General features: G+C 31.5%; 17 protein-coding genes. 10 read left to right on the top strand and 7 right to left on the bottom strand.

Annotated features, from left to right (window positions below; translation table 11 throughout):
• The first annotated feature begins 25 nt into the window (after positions 1-25).
• The 6 genes from LDX54_RS08575 (at position 26) to LDX54_RS08550 (ending at position 6,530) form a co-directional block, all read left to right on the top strand.
• Positions 26-1,135: an SLAP domain-containing protein gene (locus tag LDX54_RS08575; RefSeq protein ID WP_265667427.1), complete on the top strand. Its 1,110-nt coding sequence runs from the start codon at positions 26-28 to the stop codon at positions 1,133-1,135.
• Positions 1,136-1,167: 32 nt separating this feature from the next.
• Positions 1,168-2,073 carry an SLAP domain-containing protein gene (locus LDX54_RS08570; RefSeq protein WP_265667428.1) on the top strand — a complete coding sequence of 302 codons (906 nt, stop codon included), beginning with the start codon at positions 1,168-1,170 and terminating at the stop codon, positions 2,071-2,073.
• 3 nt (positions 2,074-2,076) lie between these two features.
• A complete protein-coding gene (locus LDX54_RS08565; RefSeq protein ID WP_265667429.1) occupies positions 2,077-2,253 on the top strand; it encodes a hypothetical protein in 177 nt (58 codons plus the stop codon).
• Between the two features lie 160 nt (positions 2,254-2,413).
• Complete coding sequence (locus LDX54_RS08560) at positions 2,414-3,523, top strand: SLAP domain-containing protein (RefSeq protein WP_265667430.1); 1,110 nt, start codon at positions 2,414-2,416, stop codon at positions 3,521-3,523.
• Positions 3,524-3,860: 337 nt separating this feature from the next.
• Entirely contained in the window at positions 3,861-4,598 is a 738-nt protein-coding gene (locus LDX54_RS08555) for an ABC transporter ATP-binding protein (RefSeq protein WP_265667431.1), read from the top strand.
• A 15-nt stretch (positions 4,599-4,613) separates the two neighbouring features.
• A complete protein-coding gene (locus LDX54_RS08550; protein ID WP_265667432.1) occupies positions 4,614-6,530 on the top strand; it encodes an ABC transporter permease in 1,917 nt (638 codons plus the stop codon).
• Positions 6,531-6,778: 248 nt separating this feature from the next.
• Here LDX54_RS08550 and LDX54_RS08545 read toward each other — a convergent pair whose 3' ends face one another.
• Complete coding sequence (locus LDX54_RS08545; protein ID WP_174795141.1) at positions 6,779-7,126, bottom strand: hypothetical protein; 348 nt, start codon at positions 7,124-7,126, stop codon at positions 6,779-6,781.
• Positions 7,127-7,944: 818 nt separating this feature from the next.
• Positions 7,945-8,244, bottom strand: a complete 300-nt coding sequence (locus tag LDX54_RS08540; protein WP_046325581.1) for a MazG nucleotide pyrophosphohydrolase domain-containing protein — start codon at positions 8,242-8,244, stop codon at positions 7,945-7,947.
• Between the two features lie 195 nt (positions 8,245-8,439).
• Here LDX54_RS08540 and LDX54_RS08535 point away from each other — a divergent pair, with 195 nt between their 5' ends.
• Positions 8,440-8,694: a hypothetical protein gene (locus LDX54_RS08535; protein WP_265667433.1), complete on the top strand. Its 255-nt coding sequence runs from the start codon at positions 8,440-8,442 to the stop codon at positions 8,692-8,694.
• A 257-nt stretch (positions 8,695-8,951) separates the two neighbouring features.
• Here the strand turns inward: LDX54_RS08535 and LDX54_RS08530 are convergent, their stop codons facing one another.
• The 4 genes from LDX54_RS08530 to LDX54_RS08515 all read right to left on the bottom strand — a co-directional run bounded on the left by LDX54_RS08530 (position 8,952) and on the right by LDX54_RS08515 (position 13,464).
• Entirely contained in the window at positions 8,952-9,605 is a 654-nt protein-coding gene (locus tag LDX54_RS08530; RefSeq protein ID WP_265667434.1) for an ATP-binding cassette domain-containing protein, read from the bottom strand.
• A gap of 10 nt (positions 9,606-9,615) precedes the next feature.
• Entirely contained in the window at positions 9,616-11,649 is a 2,034-nt protein-coding gene (locus LDX54_RS08525; RefSeq protein ID WP_265667435.1) for a hypothetical protein, read from the bottom strand.
• 272 nt (positions 11,650-11,921) lie between these two features.
• Positions 11,922-12,188, bottom strand: a complete 267-nt coding sequence (locus LDX54_RS08520; RefSeq protein ID WP_265667437.1) for a hypothetical protein — start codon at positions 12,186-12,188, stop codon at positions 11,922-11,924.
• 1,132 nt (positions 12,189-13,320) lie between these two features.
• Positions 13,321-13,464 (bottom strand): IS3 family transposase, encoded by a 144-nt coding sequence (locus LDX54_RS08515; RefSeq protein WP_265667438.1) that lies wholly within the window; start codon positions 13,462-13,464, stop codon positions 13,321-13,323.
• A gap of 297 nt (positions 13,465-13,761) precedes the next feature.
• On the opposite strand from LDX54_RS08515, the gene LDX54_RS08510 reads away from it, so the two are divergent.
• Entirely contained in the window at positions 13,762-14,655 is an 894-nt protein-coding gene (locus LDX54_RS08510) for an EamA family transporter (protein ID WP_265667439.1), read from the top strand.
• A 263-nt stretch (positions 14,656-14,918) separates the two neighbouring features.
• The gene (locus LDX54_RS08505) at positions 14,919-15,281 is read left to right on the top strand and encodes a hypothetical protein (RefSeq protein WP_265667440.1); all 363 of its coding nucleotides are present in this window, start codon (positions 14,919-14,921) and stop codon (positions 15,279-15,281) included.
• 46 nt (positions 15,282-15,327) lie between these two features.
• On the opposite strand, the gene LDX54_RS08500 is transcribed toward LDX54_RS08505, so the two are convergent.
• Positions 15,328-15,666 (bottom strand): hypothetical protein, encoded by a 339-nt coding sequence (locus LDX54_RS08500; RefSeq protein WP_265667441.1) that lies wholly within the window; start codon positions 15,664-15,666, stop codon positions 15,328-15,330.
• Positions 15,667-15,840: 174 nt separating this feature from the next.
• On the opposite strand from LDX54_RS08500, the gene LDX54_RS08495 reads away from it, so the two are divergent.
• Complete coding sequence (locus LDX54_RS08495; protein ID WP_265667442.1) at positions 15,841-16,506, top strand: type 1 glutamine amidotransferase; 666 nt, start codon at positions 15,841-15,843, stop codon at positions 16,504-16,506.
• Positions 16,507-16,623: the final 117 nt, after the last annotated feature.

Below are 16,623 nucleotides of genomic sequence, written 5' to 3'. Positions count from 1 at the left end.
CTTAAGAGAAAGGAGTAAAAATTATATGACTAAAAAGCTTTTTCGTTACTTACTAGTTGCTATTTTAAGCACGTCCGTAAGTTTGATATTAAACCAATATGTTAATACTGTAGACGCCAAAAGTATTGTTAAAACCGTGATGCACGATGCTCAAGCTTGTGATTTATATGGTGATAAAGTCAAAGGAAAATATGCAGCTTATACTCAAGTTAAGGTGGACGATGACCCAATTTCATTCAGATTTAAACCGTTTGCACCAGCATACAAAATTAGCGGTAAAAATAAATATATCAAGGCCAGCAACATAGATGGTGTTAAACGTAAAGTCAAACATAATTCCTTTGTTTACGCTACGAGTTCGCGGAGGGCTGATTCTCGCTTGCTTAAAAAGGGCAAGACAATAACAACTTATGGCAATTCCTTCAAATTTAAGAACGGTTTACGGTACTACCGCATTGGTGGACCAAAAAAGCAATATGTGAAAGCTGCTAATTTGGGTAAAATTATTGGTTCTAATACAGAAGAAACAACTGTAACTGTAAAAACCAAGGGAGCTGATATTACTGATTATGCTTATATTGATAGTGACGATGAAGACATTGTAAAGAGAGTCAAGAAAGGAACCAAATTCAAAGTTGATTATGCGCAATATTCTTCCATGGATATAGACGATCCTGATGGATATGAATATCATATAAAAGGTACAGACTTTTGGATATGGTACCGTGATGTCAAAGCAGATAAGAAAATACCAATACATGATTATAAATTTGAACATTATACTTATATAATGTTTTATAAAGATACTGATGTTTATAATGCTGACGGTACAAAGCAAGATCATCATGGGCAAAAAATTATCAAACAAGGAGGTTTTATAAAGGTAAACAAATTGCTTTATATCTGGATAAAATCCAAAAATAAGGCTGAATTGTTTTATCATTTAGCAGGCCATCAATTTTATGCTACAGATTTACCAGATGGAAGCAGTGGCTCGGATGTAATAAATGTCGGTCAAGGCTATGTTAAGAAAAAAGATGTTAAATTTATTGATGGCCTTAAATTAAGTCCAAGTAATACACCAGAAGAAGCGCGTCAAGCTGCAAAACAGGATACAAATAAGAAAGCTGAATAATTTTTGAAGTATGTCTAGAAGGGAGAAAATATATGAATAAGCAGTTTCTACATTATGTTGCAGCTACTATTTTAAGCGTTTGTGCAATTTTTGTTATGAACCAAAAAGTCAATACTGTAGAAGCTAAAAGTATTGTTAAGACCGTGATGCACGATGCTCAGGCTTATGATTTATACGGTGATAAAGTAAAAGGAAAATATGCAGCTTACAGTCAGGTTAAGTTAGATGATCAACCAATTTCATTTTCTTTTAAGCCGTTTGCACCTACATACCAAATTAAAGGTAAAAAGCAATATATCAAGGCAAGTAATATTGACGGTGTTAAACGCAAGATCAAACGAAACTCTTATGTTTACGCTACAAGCTCTCGTAGGGCTGACTCCCGCTTGCTTAGAAAGGGAAAGACAATAACAACTTATGGCAATTCCTTCAAATTTAAAAACGGGCAACGTTACTACCGCATTGGTGGACTAAAAAAGCAATATGTGAAAGCCAGCAACTTAAGTAAGATTATTAGTTCTAATACAGAAGAAACAACTGTGAAAGTAACTGCAAAAGAAGGAGCTGGTCTTTATGATTTTATTAAAGACGATACTTATTCCAAGAAAGCCAAAAAGGGTACAAAATATACGGTAGACTATGCTGAAAATAATGGAGGAGATGAAGATGATCCCCAAATATTTACTTATCATATTAAGGGTACAAAATATTGGTTATTGAGCAGTGAAGTTAAAGCCAGAAAGAAAATGCCTGTACATTACTATGATTCTGAACATTATTCTTACATTAAGTTTTATAAAAATACAGATGTTTACAATGCAGACGGTACTAAGCAAGATCATCACGGACAAAAGATCAGAAAACAAGGTGGGTTTTTAAAAGTAAATAAATTGCTTTATATTTGGGTACCAGCTGAAAAGAAAGCTGAATTATTTTAACACTTGAAGGGTCATGAATTTTACTCCTCTGCCTCACGAGACGGAGGAACCTCTGTAATAGATGTTGGTGATGGCTATGTTAAGCAAAAAGATGTTAAATTTATTGCTGGCCTAAAATTACGTCCAAGTAACACTGCAGAAGAAGTCCAGCAAAACGTTAAGCAAAAAATGACCAAATAAATCATTTTAAGATATTTGGCTAATTAAGCCCACCATTTTTTACCTTCATTAATTATCAAGAAAGGCATAGAATGAAATTATATAATTTCTTGTTTTGATTGCAGAAATTAGAGAATCAAAAATAAAGATAGCATTTTTTGAAGAAGAGAGGTTAAAACATATGAATAAAAAAATTACTCATTATTTAGCAGCTGGTTTTTTAGGACTTACTGCAATTTGGACATTTAATCAGCAATCCCATACTGTTCAAGCAAAGATTCCCAGCACTATAAGAACCGTTATGTATACGTCACAAGCATATGATGAGAACGGACAAAAGGCAGATGCTAAGTATCCAGCTTTTCGACGAATTGAAGTTGATAAAAAACCTGTTATCTTAGATTTCAAGCCTTATGCCCCATACTATAAAATCAGCGGGAAAAAGCAATATATCAAAGCTAATAACATTGACGGTGTTAAACGCGAAGTTAAGCATAATTCCTATGTTTATGCTACCAGTTCACGCAGGGCTGATTATCGTTTAATTCGAAAGGGAACTTCCATTACAACTTATGGCGGTACTGTGAAGTTTAAGAACGGTCTGCGCTATTACCGCATTGGTGGTCCCGCAAAGCAATATGTGAGAGCCAGCAACTTGGGTAAAATCACCGCTTCAAATACCGAAGAAACTGTCGCAACAGTGACAAGAGATGGTGGTGCTCCAATTTATGAGATCAATAATGGTCTTAAAACTACTAAAAAGGCTAAAAAAGGCACTACCTTCGTAGTCGATCGTGCTGAAGAACAAGGATACGCTGAAGAAATTAGCCAATTGGCTATACCAAATGCAGTTATTTATCGTATTAAAGGGACGAATAATTGGCTCTATTGCCTGGACGTTAAAGTTAAGAAAGATTTGCCTTCTCATTACTATGATTATGAGCACTATTCTTATATTAGATTTTATCAAGATACAGATGTCTATAATGCTGATGGCACCAAGCAAGACCATAAAGGACAAAGAATCAGAAAACAAGGCGGAAATTTAAAGGTAGATAAATTGCTTTATATTTGGGTACCAGCTGAAAATAAAGCAGAACTGTTTTACCATTTAAAAGGTCATAAGTTTTATGCCACTGACCTTCCAGGTGGTGGAGGACCAGATTCAATTGATGTTGGTGATGGCTATGTTAAACAAAGTGATGTTAGATTTATTGCCGGTGTTAAATTAAGCCCAATCAATACAGCTGAAGAAGCAAGTCAAGCTGCTAAGCCAAAGACGGCCAAGTAAAACATTTTGAAAAAACTGGATAAATAATTTAAATGCACCTAGTAGTAAGAATAAGCTGTTAGGCGCATTTTTATATGTATTTGCTGTTAGGGCTTGTCGATAAATTTAGTCTTAATATAGATATCAAAATTATCTCAATACTTTTATCAAATCATTTTTAAACCTTTTTATTTAAATTTTCAATGATTCAAAGTGAAGCTTTTTTAAAATATTTATCTTGTATCTTAAACTAATTTAAAATTTAGTCATCTTTTTCATTATACTTATTGACAACGCTTTTTATTAGATCTAGTGTACTAGATGAATAGTACAAAGAAACAGAAAGTGAGGATTAGCTATGGCTGAAATTTTGCAGGTAAATAATGTCACTAAAATTTATGAAAAACAATATCAGGCAATAGCAGGTATTAGTTTTGGAATTAACTTTGGCGAATTTGTGGCAATTATGGGTGCGTCTGGTTCAGGTAAGACCACTTTACTCAATATGATTTCAACTTTAGACACGGCTTCTGGCGGCAAAATTTATGTTGATGGCCATGAAATTTCAAAATTATCTGATGATGAAGCTGCCAACTTTCGCAAGACAAAACTAGGTTTTGTTTTTCAAAACTATCGTTTACTAAAAAGCTTGACTGTAAGGCAAAATATTGCCGTTCCTATGTCATTATTGGGTAAGGATGACCAAGAAATAGATCAAAAGATTGATAAATTAGCTGAATATTTTAGATTAAGCAATCAACTTGAAAAATACCCCGTTACTTTATCTGGTGGTCAAAAACAGCGTGTAGCAATTATTAGAGCCATCATTAAAAATCCCGCACTATTATTAGCTGATGAACCAACGGGAGCATTGGATTCAAAAGCAGCAAAATTAATTATGGAATACTTAGCAAAAGTGAATCAAAAGTTTCATACTTCTATCTTAATGGTTACTCATGATAGCTTAGCAGCTAGTTACGCTAATAAAGTTATTTTTCTAAAAGATGGCAAAATTGTTGACCAAATCGTTAAAAAAGATAGCAATGATGCCTTTCAACGGGAGCTAGCAAGGAAATTAGCCGAAGTAGAAGCATAGGGGGTGAAATTAATTATGAATTACAAAGTAATAGCTAAAAATAATATCAAAAATAGTTTTGGCCTATACCGAAATTATTTTATATCGCTTTCTTTAATTCTAGGATTATTCAACACTCTGCAAATTTTTGCTAAAGACCATGTAATTGCAGATTCTTTATCAAGCTCAGCCAAAGTAGAGTTTATGTCTTATGTTACTTCGGTATTGTTTACCTTATTTACAATTTTCTTTATTATTTACTTTAACCGCTTTTTCTTAAAGCAACGTGCTGAAGAACTAGGAATTTATTCAATGCTGGGTATGTCAAAGAAGAACATTACTTCGATTTTAATGACAGAAAATACCATTATTATTGGAATTGCCTGCTTTGTTGGAATGCTTATTAGTATCTTGTTTTATAGTTTAATAAAAGTACTTTTGATTGTAGCTTTAAAGCTTGATATACCCTATTTAACACATTTCACCTTGTCACCATTCATAATTACAGTAGTACTTTCAATTTTTATGTTGTTAGTTATCTTTTTTGATAATTACCATTTGATTAAGCGCTTATCTATCTTAAATATTTCTAATTTAAATCAAGTTAGCGAAAAAGTAGTCAAAACTAAGTCCTGGACAGCTTATTTAGGAATAGTTTCGTTATTAACAGCCTATTTCTTAGTCTTAGATCTCGTTAAACAGCAACAATCTTTATGGGTTAAAATTGGTTTTGCGCCAATGGCAATGATTTCATTAGTATTGGTAATAATTGGCACATTCTTAATTATCAAAAGCACTTTGGCTTATTTTATTAATCGGAAAATTAATAATCACCGTCAGTTGTACCGACCGACGAACAATATCTTTTTACCAGAATCACTGTTTAAACTAAAAACTAAATCAAATTTATTGGTTGTACTGTCCTTAGTTATTTCAGCTGTTATTGGTCTTGCCAGCACGACTTTCATGCTTTTAACTTATCCAAAAGCTTCGTTTATGAAAACTATACCTTCGGCTATTGAAATTAATCAGAAACTTGAACCTAATCAAGTAACCAAGGTAAAGCAAATAGCTAGAAAATATGATGGTAAATTTAAAGCAACAAAGGTAATTAAACTGATTTCTAATAAACCAATAATGGTAAACAAAAAGCAGTCAACTAAAAAATGCAAAGTTATTAATAAACAGGATTATCAAGAGCTGTTTAAATTACAAGGTAATAAGCAAGTCCCAAACCTTGCATTTACTAAGGGAACTGGATATATTTATGCCTTTTATAAGCCAAACAAATCTTGGCGTAAGGTAAATATTAATAGTATCAAGTTTAATTTGAAAGAAATGTACATGTGGCCTATGAACGCTGGATATGGCTACGCATATATAGTGCTGAATAATCAAGACTTTAAAAAAATAAGTAAACATCATTCAGCTAAAATGGTTTATACGGTTAATGGGCCTAATCTACGAGATAACAAGCAGCTTTATCAAGATATTAAGCATATGAACATTAGGTTTTTAAGCGCTTATAAAAAGAATAAAGATGCGGTTGACAATAATAGTGCAACCTTTTTAATGGAAGCTTTCATTTCTGTGTTATTTTTTGTCTTTATCGGTTGTATTCTTTACTTTACTACTTTAATGGAAACTATAGAACTAACTGACGAGTTTAGATTTTTAGATAATATTGGTTATAGTAGAAAACAATTGAAAAAAATAGCTAGTGCTAGCAATTTATTGCTTTTCGTTCCTCCTGCAGTGATGGGACTATTAAATGGATTAATAGCTTTTATTGGCTTTAGATACAGTTTCTTGGAAAATGATGTTGTGGAACTCATAGGAAGCTTTCAAATTGTGGGGAAGCCAATTATTGAAACATGTTTATTATTTTTAATAGTTTATGGATTAATCTACATTTTTTCATACCATAAAACTAAAGCGCTATTGGAAATATAAATAGAACGAAATAATTTTAAAAATTAGATTATTAATCATATAAAGAAGGGTAGACCCATAGCTTTTATACATATTGAGTAGTCTGTGACCTATTTAAGATGCAAAATTCAAGACTGAGAGAAAATATATATGAAAAAAGCATTGAGCATTAAACTCAATGTCTTTTGTTGGTCTATAAGAAATAATTCTTCAAGACTATTCAGTCAAGTCAAGATTGTATTTTTCCAAAATAGCTATTTCTAAGCATTTTACTCGGGTAGCAATAAGAAGATCAGGCCAGTATCTAAATAAAGAAAATTGGAACCGCTTTTTGGACTGGTTATCATATCCACTAAGCCTAAGAAAAGAAATACCAAACCTAAAATAGCAGAAAATTTTTTCGAATTTTTATATGCTTTTTTAGAAATTTTTTTAATTCTAGTAGTGGGATTCTTTCCAAAAAAAGCTGATATGAAGCACATGAGGGCTAAAATTAAAAAGCAGAATAGGAAACCAATACTTTTTCCTAAACCAAAAGTTAAAAAGATGCCTAGCAGAACCTGAATAAAGGCACATATTAAAACTCTAGCTTTATAAGACAATTTTTTTAAAATCATAACAGTATAACGCTTTCCCTATTATCAAATAATCTTGTATATAACTTGATATCAAAGATGATATTTATATTATATTTGGATATATTAAACCCTGATTATTAAAAAGGCAACAAAATTTTAAATTGTTTCATAATTAATCAGTGCTGCCAAAAAATATATAAGTTTTAATTCAAGCAACTAGGAAAAGAAAAATATATCCATATTAATTAACTAATTAACTAAACATCTTGAAACAAAGAGTATTTGGGAAATAGCCATAGAAGAAAAATTTACCAAAAATTTCGGAACCTTTGTCAAATCAAGATTGCATTTTTCAGAAATAACTATTTCTAAATGTTTATTAAGGGAATAATACGCATAGCAGGCCGGATTCCATATAAACAAGACCTAAGCCACTTCTCGGTTGATCTATAAGTTCTATTAGAGCCATAAAAAGCAAAACTAAACCTACGCAAGTCGAAAATATCTGCCTATTCCTATAGACTTTTTCAGAATATTTTTTAGGTTTATCGGCTGGATCCTTTCCAAAAAGAACATTTGCAAAATCCAAGAGGGCAAGAATTAAAAATATGACTATGACATAAAATTTGTGTTTTAAAACAAAAGTTGCAAAGAGACCTAGCAGAATTTGTATAAAGCCAGATATTATATGTTTAGTTTTATAAGATAAGTTTTTTAAAACCATAACATTATGACGCTTTCTCTACTATCAAATAATCTTGTATATAACTTGATATCAAAGATGATATTTATATTATATTTGGATATATTAAACCCTGATAATTAAAAAAGCAACAGGATTTTTAATTATTTCATAATTAATGAGGACTGCGTTTAACGCCATTTTTGTATATTCTTTTTTCGTTTATTTTCATTTTATTAACAATGTCTTCGCCCAGGTCACTGTCCAGCATTTCTGCAATGCCTAATAGGAATATCCCCACATCGGCTAATTCTTCATTGATATTTTTCTTATTATTCTTGCGCCAGGCTTCAAATAACTCATTAGCTTCTCCATGTAATCGCAATAATTCAAATTCAATATCTGTGGTATTGAAACCGTGTTTTTTCTTATTTTCCATGACTGCTTTTTGCAGTTTCTTAGTGTCTATGATCAATTTTGACTCCTGAATAATGATTTTTTTCTATTTTATATTTAATTTGCGTAATGGAAGTAATAAATATCAAATTAGGTTAAAATTTTACGATCTTAATACTCTGGAATTGCTTTACTTATTCTGTTAGGTTTATTTTATATTTTTAGTGATTATCGTTCAGCAAAATAAACGATAGAGTTATTATGAGGTGAAAATATGTTGTGGATTATGATTTTACTTCTTATATTATTTGCGGGAATGGAATATACAGGAAGAGAGCAACTGCAAGCTCTTAACAAGATTTTTGCTTGGGTAGCAATTGCAATTATTGTTATACCCCCAGTTGTATCTTACTTGCTATTTAAGAATTTTACTGCTTTAAACAGTGTCACCATTATTCTTGGAGTAGTTCAGGTATGTATACTAGTAGCAATATATTTTATATTCAGAAAAATTGCTTTGAACGATTAGTTATTAAAAGCAAGCACAGTGATATATGATAAAAATTTTGATTGATTATAGAAATAGCTTAGGATTCTCTAAAAATATTTTTGCTATTATTTTGACTCCAAGCTACAGTTAGCTTGGAGCTTTTTAAGTTAAAAACAATTGACCCAAAAAATTATTGTCATAGTCTGAATTAGAATTTGCAATAAAATTAAAAGAACTAACATGCGAATGAATCGTGTGTTAGTTCTTTGTGTTTAATCTTAATTTTAGGGATGATATCAGTTGAGGATTATTTTAATCTTTTTATCTGCAATTTTAATTAGGTAATCACATCCTTGCCAAACACTCGGATCATGAGTTGCTATCACAATTGTGGCAGAGGGATCAAAATTATTTAACAAGGTTTTTAGCACTACTTGGCTATTTTCTGAATCTAGCGAACCGGTTGGTTCATCCGCGAATATCACTTTGGGGGTTTTTAAAAGTATGCGGGCTAGCGCTATCCGTTGCTGTTCACCTCCGCTGAGAGTATATACTTTTTGATTAAACGGCATTTTTTCCAGACCCACTTGCTTTAAAGCTGACTGCATTCGTTTGCTTTTTTGTCCTTTAGTTAATTTCTGATTAGTAAAGCCTAATTCTAGGTTTTGCTTGACGGTCTCCGTGTCAATTAACCCAAAATTTTGAAAAATAAAGCCAAAAGTTGTGCGATATAGTTTTTTGCGATTTTTACCATTAACAGTTAAGTCAGAAATTACTACTTTTCCGGATGAAGGTTGCTCAAGTCCGCTTAAAACATTAAGAAAAGTTGTTTTACCCGCACCACTTTTGCCCACAATAGCATATGTTTTACCTGTTTCTAAAATACAATTAATATCTTCGAAGATAACTTTTTCTTGAAACTTTTTAGTAAGATGTTCTACTTTAATCAATTTTTCGCTCCTAATTTCCGTGATTAAGGGTAATTAATAAATTGTGTTGTGCGTGAATATAAGTTAATAAAATAATAACTGCTTCTATTAAAAGGTAACCTAAAGTAAGCGGTATTAAGTTTAAATATCCTCTTTTAGCTAAAACCAAGTTAATCATTAAGAAATCGAATCCCAAATTAACAATTAAAAACGTGCAAATTAGTTTAGCGTTAGATTTTCCGAATACCTGATAAACCGCCATTTTATGTCTCTGGCTTTGTAAGAAGGTTGAGCTGACAAACAAGATAATAAAAATTAATTGCAGCAGTGATATGATTGTCGTAATGGTTAACAGGAGCAGCTCCTTATTTGCTTTTGCGACATAATCCGAAAGCAATGCCTGCTGGCTGGTAATTCCAACAGTATAAGGGGTTAAACCTAAACGCTTCACTAATCTTTGCAGGGCTTTAAGATCGGGAAAGCGAATCATTCCTTGACTGTTAGTTGACAAATAGAAATCATCCGATAACGACTTATCATTCACCACGATAATTAGCGGATTAAATGAAATAGACGATAGTATCTCGTTATTAACAGTATAATTAAGGACTTTTTGATCACTTGCAATCGGAATGACCTGAATCGTTGGCATCTTTTTTTGCTTGCTATAGCGGTTAGGTAACTTATTTTGAAATTTAAGGAAGCTCTTTAGCTCCTTTTTAGCTTCTCCCAGTTGGTCTAAGCGATTCTTTGGTACTAAGAGCAAGACATTATTTTCAGAAACTTTAATATGTTTAGAAGTGAGGCAACTCTTTGCCAGGAAGCTTTTATTGGCAGTAATCACATTGCCATTTTCAGGCTGAACATCCCGCATTGCTGGTCTGAATACCTGTGAATTTTTTGCAATGATTGCTTGGGGAGATTCGACCACCAATTTATGAACCTTTCGCGCTACTTTTATATCTTCAGCCTTGTCCGAAGTATGCCAACTAAGATCCAGTGAATAGCCATTTTCTTTAGCAGAAAGCTTTTTGATGATACTCGTGTCTCTTGTATAAATCTGGTAATTTTTATATAAAGCTATCGCGTTAAGCATTATTAAGGCTAGCAGCACTATTTTTAAAAGATAGCCTATTAATAAAAACGCTCCCGAATGTTCTTCGCCCTTGATTGCGGCATATGGCTTTAATAACACCAGTACCAGATAGGATAACGCGTTTAAGAAGAAGAAACTTAAAAATAAAAGCAATAATACGAGTAGCATGTAGGGTAAAAAAGTTGTCCAACCTTTAGCAGTAAATGAATAAGATCCCCAAGCGACTATGAATATTACAATTAAGCCGAGAGCAGCAACTAATAAAGGTGCTTCTCTTTTTAAGTCGTTCATAAAAAGCTGCCAGTTATTTAAGCCGTTAATTTTCATTATGCCATACGCTTTGAAACGGTATAATTTTTCGAGCACCATTACAATGAACAAAATGCTGATAACACCCAAAAATATGACTACATTGGTACTACTTAATTCCGTTAGAAGTAAATGCAAAATATAATTAAATGATAGGGAGTTGTCTTCAGTTCGTACTTTTAATTGGTGTGAATGAAGTAATGAAAGCAAATCGCCCAAAGCTTCATTTTTGGCATTAGTACAATATACTCCGTAAAGATCTTCTAATTGTAGCTTTTTATTTGATAATTTTTTAACAGATTTATCTTTATAAAGTGAGTAATCTTTATTATCATTGCCGAAACTATAAACTATTTTGCTTTGATGGCCATTAAAATTATTAATTCTTAGCTTAACTAAAGAAATATTCTTAGAATGAGCAAATTTTTGTAATATGATAAAAAAACTTTTTTTATTATGTTTTTTGTTCCATTCTTTACTATCCGTTTTTTGCCATTTCCTAATTTGCGAATTATTAAGTTTTTTTGAACCATAAATTTCCACAATAGTTGGATTATCGGGTAAAGAACTGTCATCATAGGAATGAAAAATGTTAGTGAACAGGGCGATAGTAGCAATTGTAACTAGCAAGTAAAGTAGGACTTTTATTTTTCGTAGCACCTTTAAACCTCTTATCCAAAAATAGCTCTGTCAAAATCGAATTGGTATTCTGTATCTTTTATCATATATGTAATTTTAGCTATTTACTATTAGATTAAACGAGTTATCATGTTCTTTCAACTGTGCTTTGCATTTGATGTTGGAAATAATTTTGTAGGTATGTACTTAAGTCACTTTTCACTTCTTACTAGTGAAGACAAAAAATAATTGATTTTAGATAACACAAAAAGACACCTATGATGGGTGTCTTAAATATTTTTAAAAGTTCGCCTTTAATTTTTGTTTTTATAATAGAAATAATTAACTACTTTGTTAGACAAAATGAGAGCTATAACACAAATAGCAACACTAATTATAAAAGTTAAGAAATTAGAACCGCTGATCCAAAAAGGCCAAAAGCTTGGCAAAAGGTAATACTCAACAGCACAAGAAGCTATCAATACAATGAAGAAGGTAATGGACTCGTAATTTTTCAGCCTTTGTGGTTTTCTTTGGTAGTTTTTTCTATTTTCTGCCATTCTATTTTTTATTGCATCCATATAAATCATCTTCCTTTTTTAGATTATAAAATATTAATAGTAATGATTGATTAATCTATATGCTAACTTGCTTAATCTAATTATAACTAAATTAACATTTATTAGTGAGTATTATACACTGATTTAATAGTAAATCAAATTTTTATTCAATTTATTATCAATAATAATATTATTGTATATTAATCAATAATAGTAATAATAATTCTTGCAACTAAAAATACACCTAGTAGAGAATAATTTATACTGGAAGTATTTTAAAATTGATAAATTAAGGAGTTTTAAATTTTACAGACCGCCACCATAATTTTTGCGTAGTTTTGGGTCATAGTATGTTGCCAAAAGCAGAATTTTCATTATTGTGGCTAAAAATGGTGGAAACATTATCTTCAGCCCCTCTTACTTTTATAATCTAGTGTTATGTGATCATGAAAGCTTATTATTAATTACTGCGATGCGCATCTTTTAATCTAAAACTCCACCAAATGTAATCGCCTTTGTCATCATTTTAGCAACATCAAATTTAATTTTAAATTGACATTAAAAGAGCAATATACATCTAAAAATCTTTTATAGTGTTTGAGGATTCATTTAAAATTTAACTTCTAATGCATTCTTAGTTTCATAATACTATTTAAGCGAGGTTTTTAAATAGGTTTTTACATGAACAAGTTTGGTCGGACGGCTAGAAATTAAGAATATTACGAAGGCGAACACATCAAAAGTTAGCGAACGATCCCTTTGATCGTATGATTACGAAACTGCAAATAAAATTGTTGCCAAAATTATTCAAGCAATCGATAAATATTACGCCTTAAATAAGTCTTCAAAAGTAAATACATTAGTTAATTAGGTAATGACTGAAATGTTGGCACAAAAATTTGACTTGGCAGTAGTTAATTTAATTAAACTAAAATCTTTAATTAAAGAGTTGGGTCAATATGATAAATTGCTTGTGAATAAAGTCAGGATTGCTGTTTGTCAGAAATATAAAACCGAAGCTTTAAAACAAGTAAGTTTGCTTCAAAAGAATCGAAGCTGATCATTTAGCTGATAGGTTAAGATCAAAAATTGATGAATTTTTATAGTTTAGCATGGTAAAAAAGGTGCTACCAAATATTAAGCTTTACTGAGTTCAAAAATTTGGGCAAAAAGTTAATATCATTTCTTTAAGGCTTGAGCCCGATATTCTTTCTTCATTATAGTAGCGAATGTATTCCACAATTGCTTTAGTTAGTTTTTGCAGGTTATGGTAGTTATATTCTTGACCATAAAACATTTCGGTTTAAGCAAGAATTAGTATTTATGAAAGCCCTTTAAGTCTCCTAGTCTTTTTTGAATTTTAAACTTGGTGTATAATAAAATACTATTCAAACCAAATAATGTGTTTTTTATGATTAGTTTTTACTGGATATCATTTGAATACATTTAAACTTTGTATGTCCAATGGCTGGATTTTAGTAACTAGACAACTCATAGTTACTGATAATAACTATTTCTCTGACTTTTTAATTGTGGCTGCAAAGACCAAAATATTAGTAATAGTTTTAGACTATGTTTGTTATATGGAGGAACCATGATTATCAGTAATATTTGGTTGATTATTTTTGCCACTATTTCTTCATTTTCCAGGGGAATAATATCAGTTATTGACCGTTACCAAATGGGCTATCGCAAGCAAAGTTCAATTGATGTGAACTTTTTAAACAATATTTGTAGTTCGGTTTTAGTAACTTTCTTTCTAATTTACGTCCTGCACAGTTTTCCCAGTCCCAGAATAACCAACAACTATCTTATTAAAGTCCTTTTATATGCTTTTTTGGCGCAAATCGTCGCTTATGGCTATAGTTATGTGTTCAAAAAAGTTTCAATTATGCAGTCTGTGCTTTTGAGCAAGGTGACCGATCTTTTTATTCCTTGGGCCATCTTGCTGACTATGGGTTACTTTAGCAAATCTTCATATTTAGTTTCGATTATTTCCACTGTAATAGTAGTTATTTATATTATTTTTGAGCAGCGTCATAATAATTTAAATTTGAAAAACCTGTTGACGACTTTTGCCGTAATTGCGCCCTTGTTGATTATTCAAGCAGCACTTTCACCGTTATTAACTAAAGGCCTAATCAAACCGATTGATCTGGTCTTTTTTACTATTATGACAATTTATGTGCGCTGCTTAATTACTTTAATTACTTTTATTTATAAAAACAAAACTCTTAAAATCAGCGCTGAAAATCTCAAAGGTAAGGTTTATCTAATTTATGGTTCCCGGGCGATTCTAACGCTTTTAGCGCAAGTAACTTATACTTTGGCAACGTCTTCACCCAATTCAAGCATTGCCTGGATCTTTTTAAACATGACCTCTTTATACAGCGTCATCTTTGGCGATATTTTCCTTAAAGAAAAGATGAAATTTGCAGATATTTTGGTAATTGTTGCTATTTTTATCTTAGCTTTATTTTCAAAGTAACTGGAACAGTTGTTGGGGTGCTATTAAAGAATTAGGTCAATATGATAAATTACTTGTAGCTAAAGCCAGTATTGCTGTTTGCCAGAAAAATAAAGCTGTAGTATTAGAGCGAGTATGTTTATTTCAAAAAATTGAAATTGATCATTTAGCTAATAACTTAAGATCAGAAATTGATGAATTTTTATAGTTTAATAAAACAAGCCAATTGCTTTTTTAATAAAATGAACTACTATTTGGTCAATATTGTAAATGAGGTGGCAATAATGACTAGAAAAGTGAAATTTGGTATATTTGCATGTATTGTTGCTGCAGGTCTTTTTTTATTTTACTATTGGGCATCAAATGACTATGTACCTGACATAGCACAATATCAGGTTAATCAAATAATAAGAAAACACGATACCCGAGAAATTAACCAAGTAGCAACTAATAGAAAAACAGCGAAATTTTTACATACTCTTAAAACTAGTGACCGCTGCCAGAAAATTAGCAATTTTCAAGGTGGAACTGAAGAATGTGGCTATTATGTTGCAAGTATCAAAAATAAACCTGTTGGGATTTATATGCAAAAAAAATCCAATTCTTTTTGGAATTGGAAAATAAAAAGTATCATATGTTTTGATTGAGCTGTTGCAGAACTTTTTATCTACTACTCTCCCTAAAACCGGCAGGTTAAAATAGGATAAGAAATAAGTATGCATCAATCTGCGGAATATACGAAGTCAGATTAGTCCTATCAAAAATTAATACTAGAAGCGAAAATGCCAAAGCTGCTAAAAATAAGCACTTGAAAAACTTTTCTCCGCCATCCAGATTAGCCTTTTGAATAATTTTTATAGGGTGGGTGGTTTTAATGAAAATAGCGCCTAGCAGTAATATCACACCAAAGAAAAAGTAAGTATATATAGCTATTTTATTTTTATGATAATAAATAAAAAGAATACCAATTAAAAATTGTAAAATGCCCATTAAAAATAAGGCAATTTTCGGATTAAGTTCATATTTCAGCATGATTTGAAACCTTTCAAAATTAAATTTAATAAGTCTATGCAATAAAAAAAGTAATATTTTTACTGTATAGACTTAAACTATACCTTATCACTAAATTATAATAATATTAAATTATTATTTGAATATTTTATTAAAAACATTATGGTGCTAAATTATTTTAAAAGGAGCAAAGTGATGAGAGTTAATGTTTTACAACACACGCCAAACGAAGGCCCCGGTTCAATTCAGGAATGGGCCGACCTGCATCAGCATGATTTTTATGTATATCATCCCTATCAGTTTGGCATTTTGCCCGTTGCTGCCACAACAGATTTACTAGTTATCTTAGGTGGTCCAATGAGTCCAAATGACGATCTGCCATGGATTAAGCAAGAGCGCCAGTTAATTAAGCAGCTATTTCAGGAGGGAAAGCCTATTTTGGGAGTATGCTTTGGCGCACAACAAATTGTTAAAACTTTAGGCTATCAGGTTAAAAAGGCGCTGGTTAAGGAAGTAGGCTGGGGGCCGGTCGAATTGCAATCCAAATTAATTACTGGCTTACCTGAAAGTTTAGAAGTATTGCATTGGCATGAAGAAATGTTTGAAATACCAAAAGAGGCTGACGTTTTATTTTCTAATGCTAATTTACAAAATCAAGGTTTTGTTTTAGGCAAGCAAGCTGTTGGTCTGCAGTTTCACTTAGAACCAGAAAAAGATAATATCAAAGAGATTGTGGTTAACGATTCTCAATATCTATCCGGTTCGGTGTTTAAGCAAACAGCTAAGCAGATTATTGAGCATCCTGTTCCTAAAGAAAATAAAACGGCGATGTTTCGCATTTTAGATTATTTGACGGAATAAAAATATATAATTCGCTTTAAAGTATTACTTTTTGCTGATAGTTTTAGAATCAGGTCAATTATTTGTAAAAGCAGAAAATAGACGAGACTTAGCAATGAAGTGCCCCAAATTTGGGGG

Origin of the sequence: Lactobacillus sp. IBH004, assembly GCF_026185255.2 — a bacterium.
GTDB classification, from domain to species: Bacteria; Bacillota; Bacilli; order Lactobacillales; family Lactobacillaceae; genus Lactobacillus; species Lactobacillus melliventris.
Note: the sequence above shows the minus strand (reverse complement) of the source record. Positions and strands in the feature narration are given on the sequence as shown.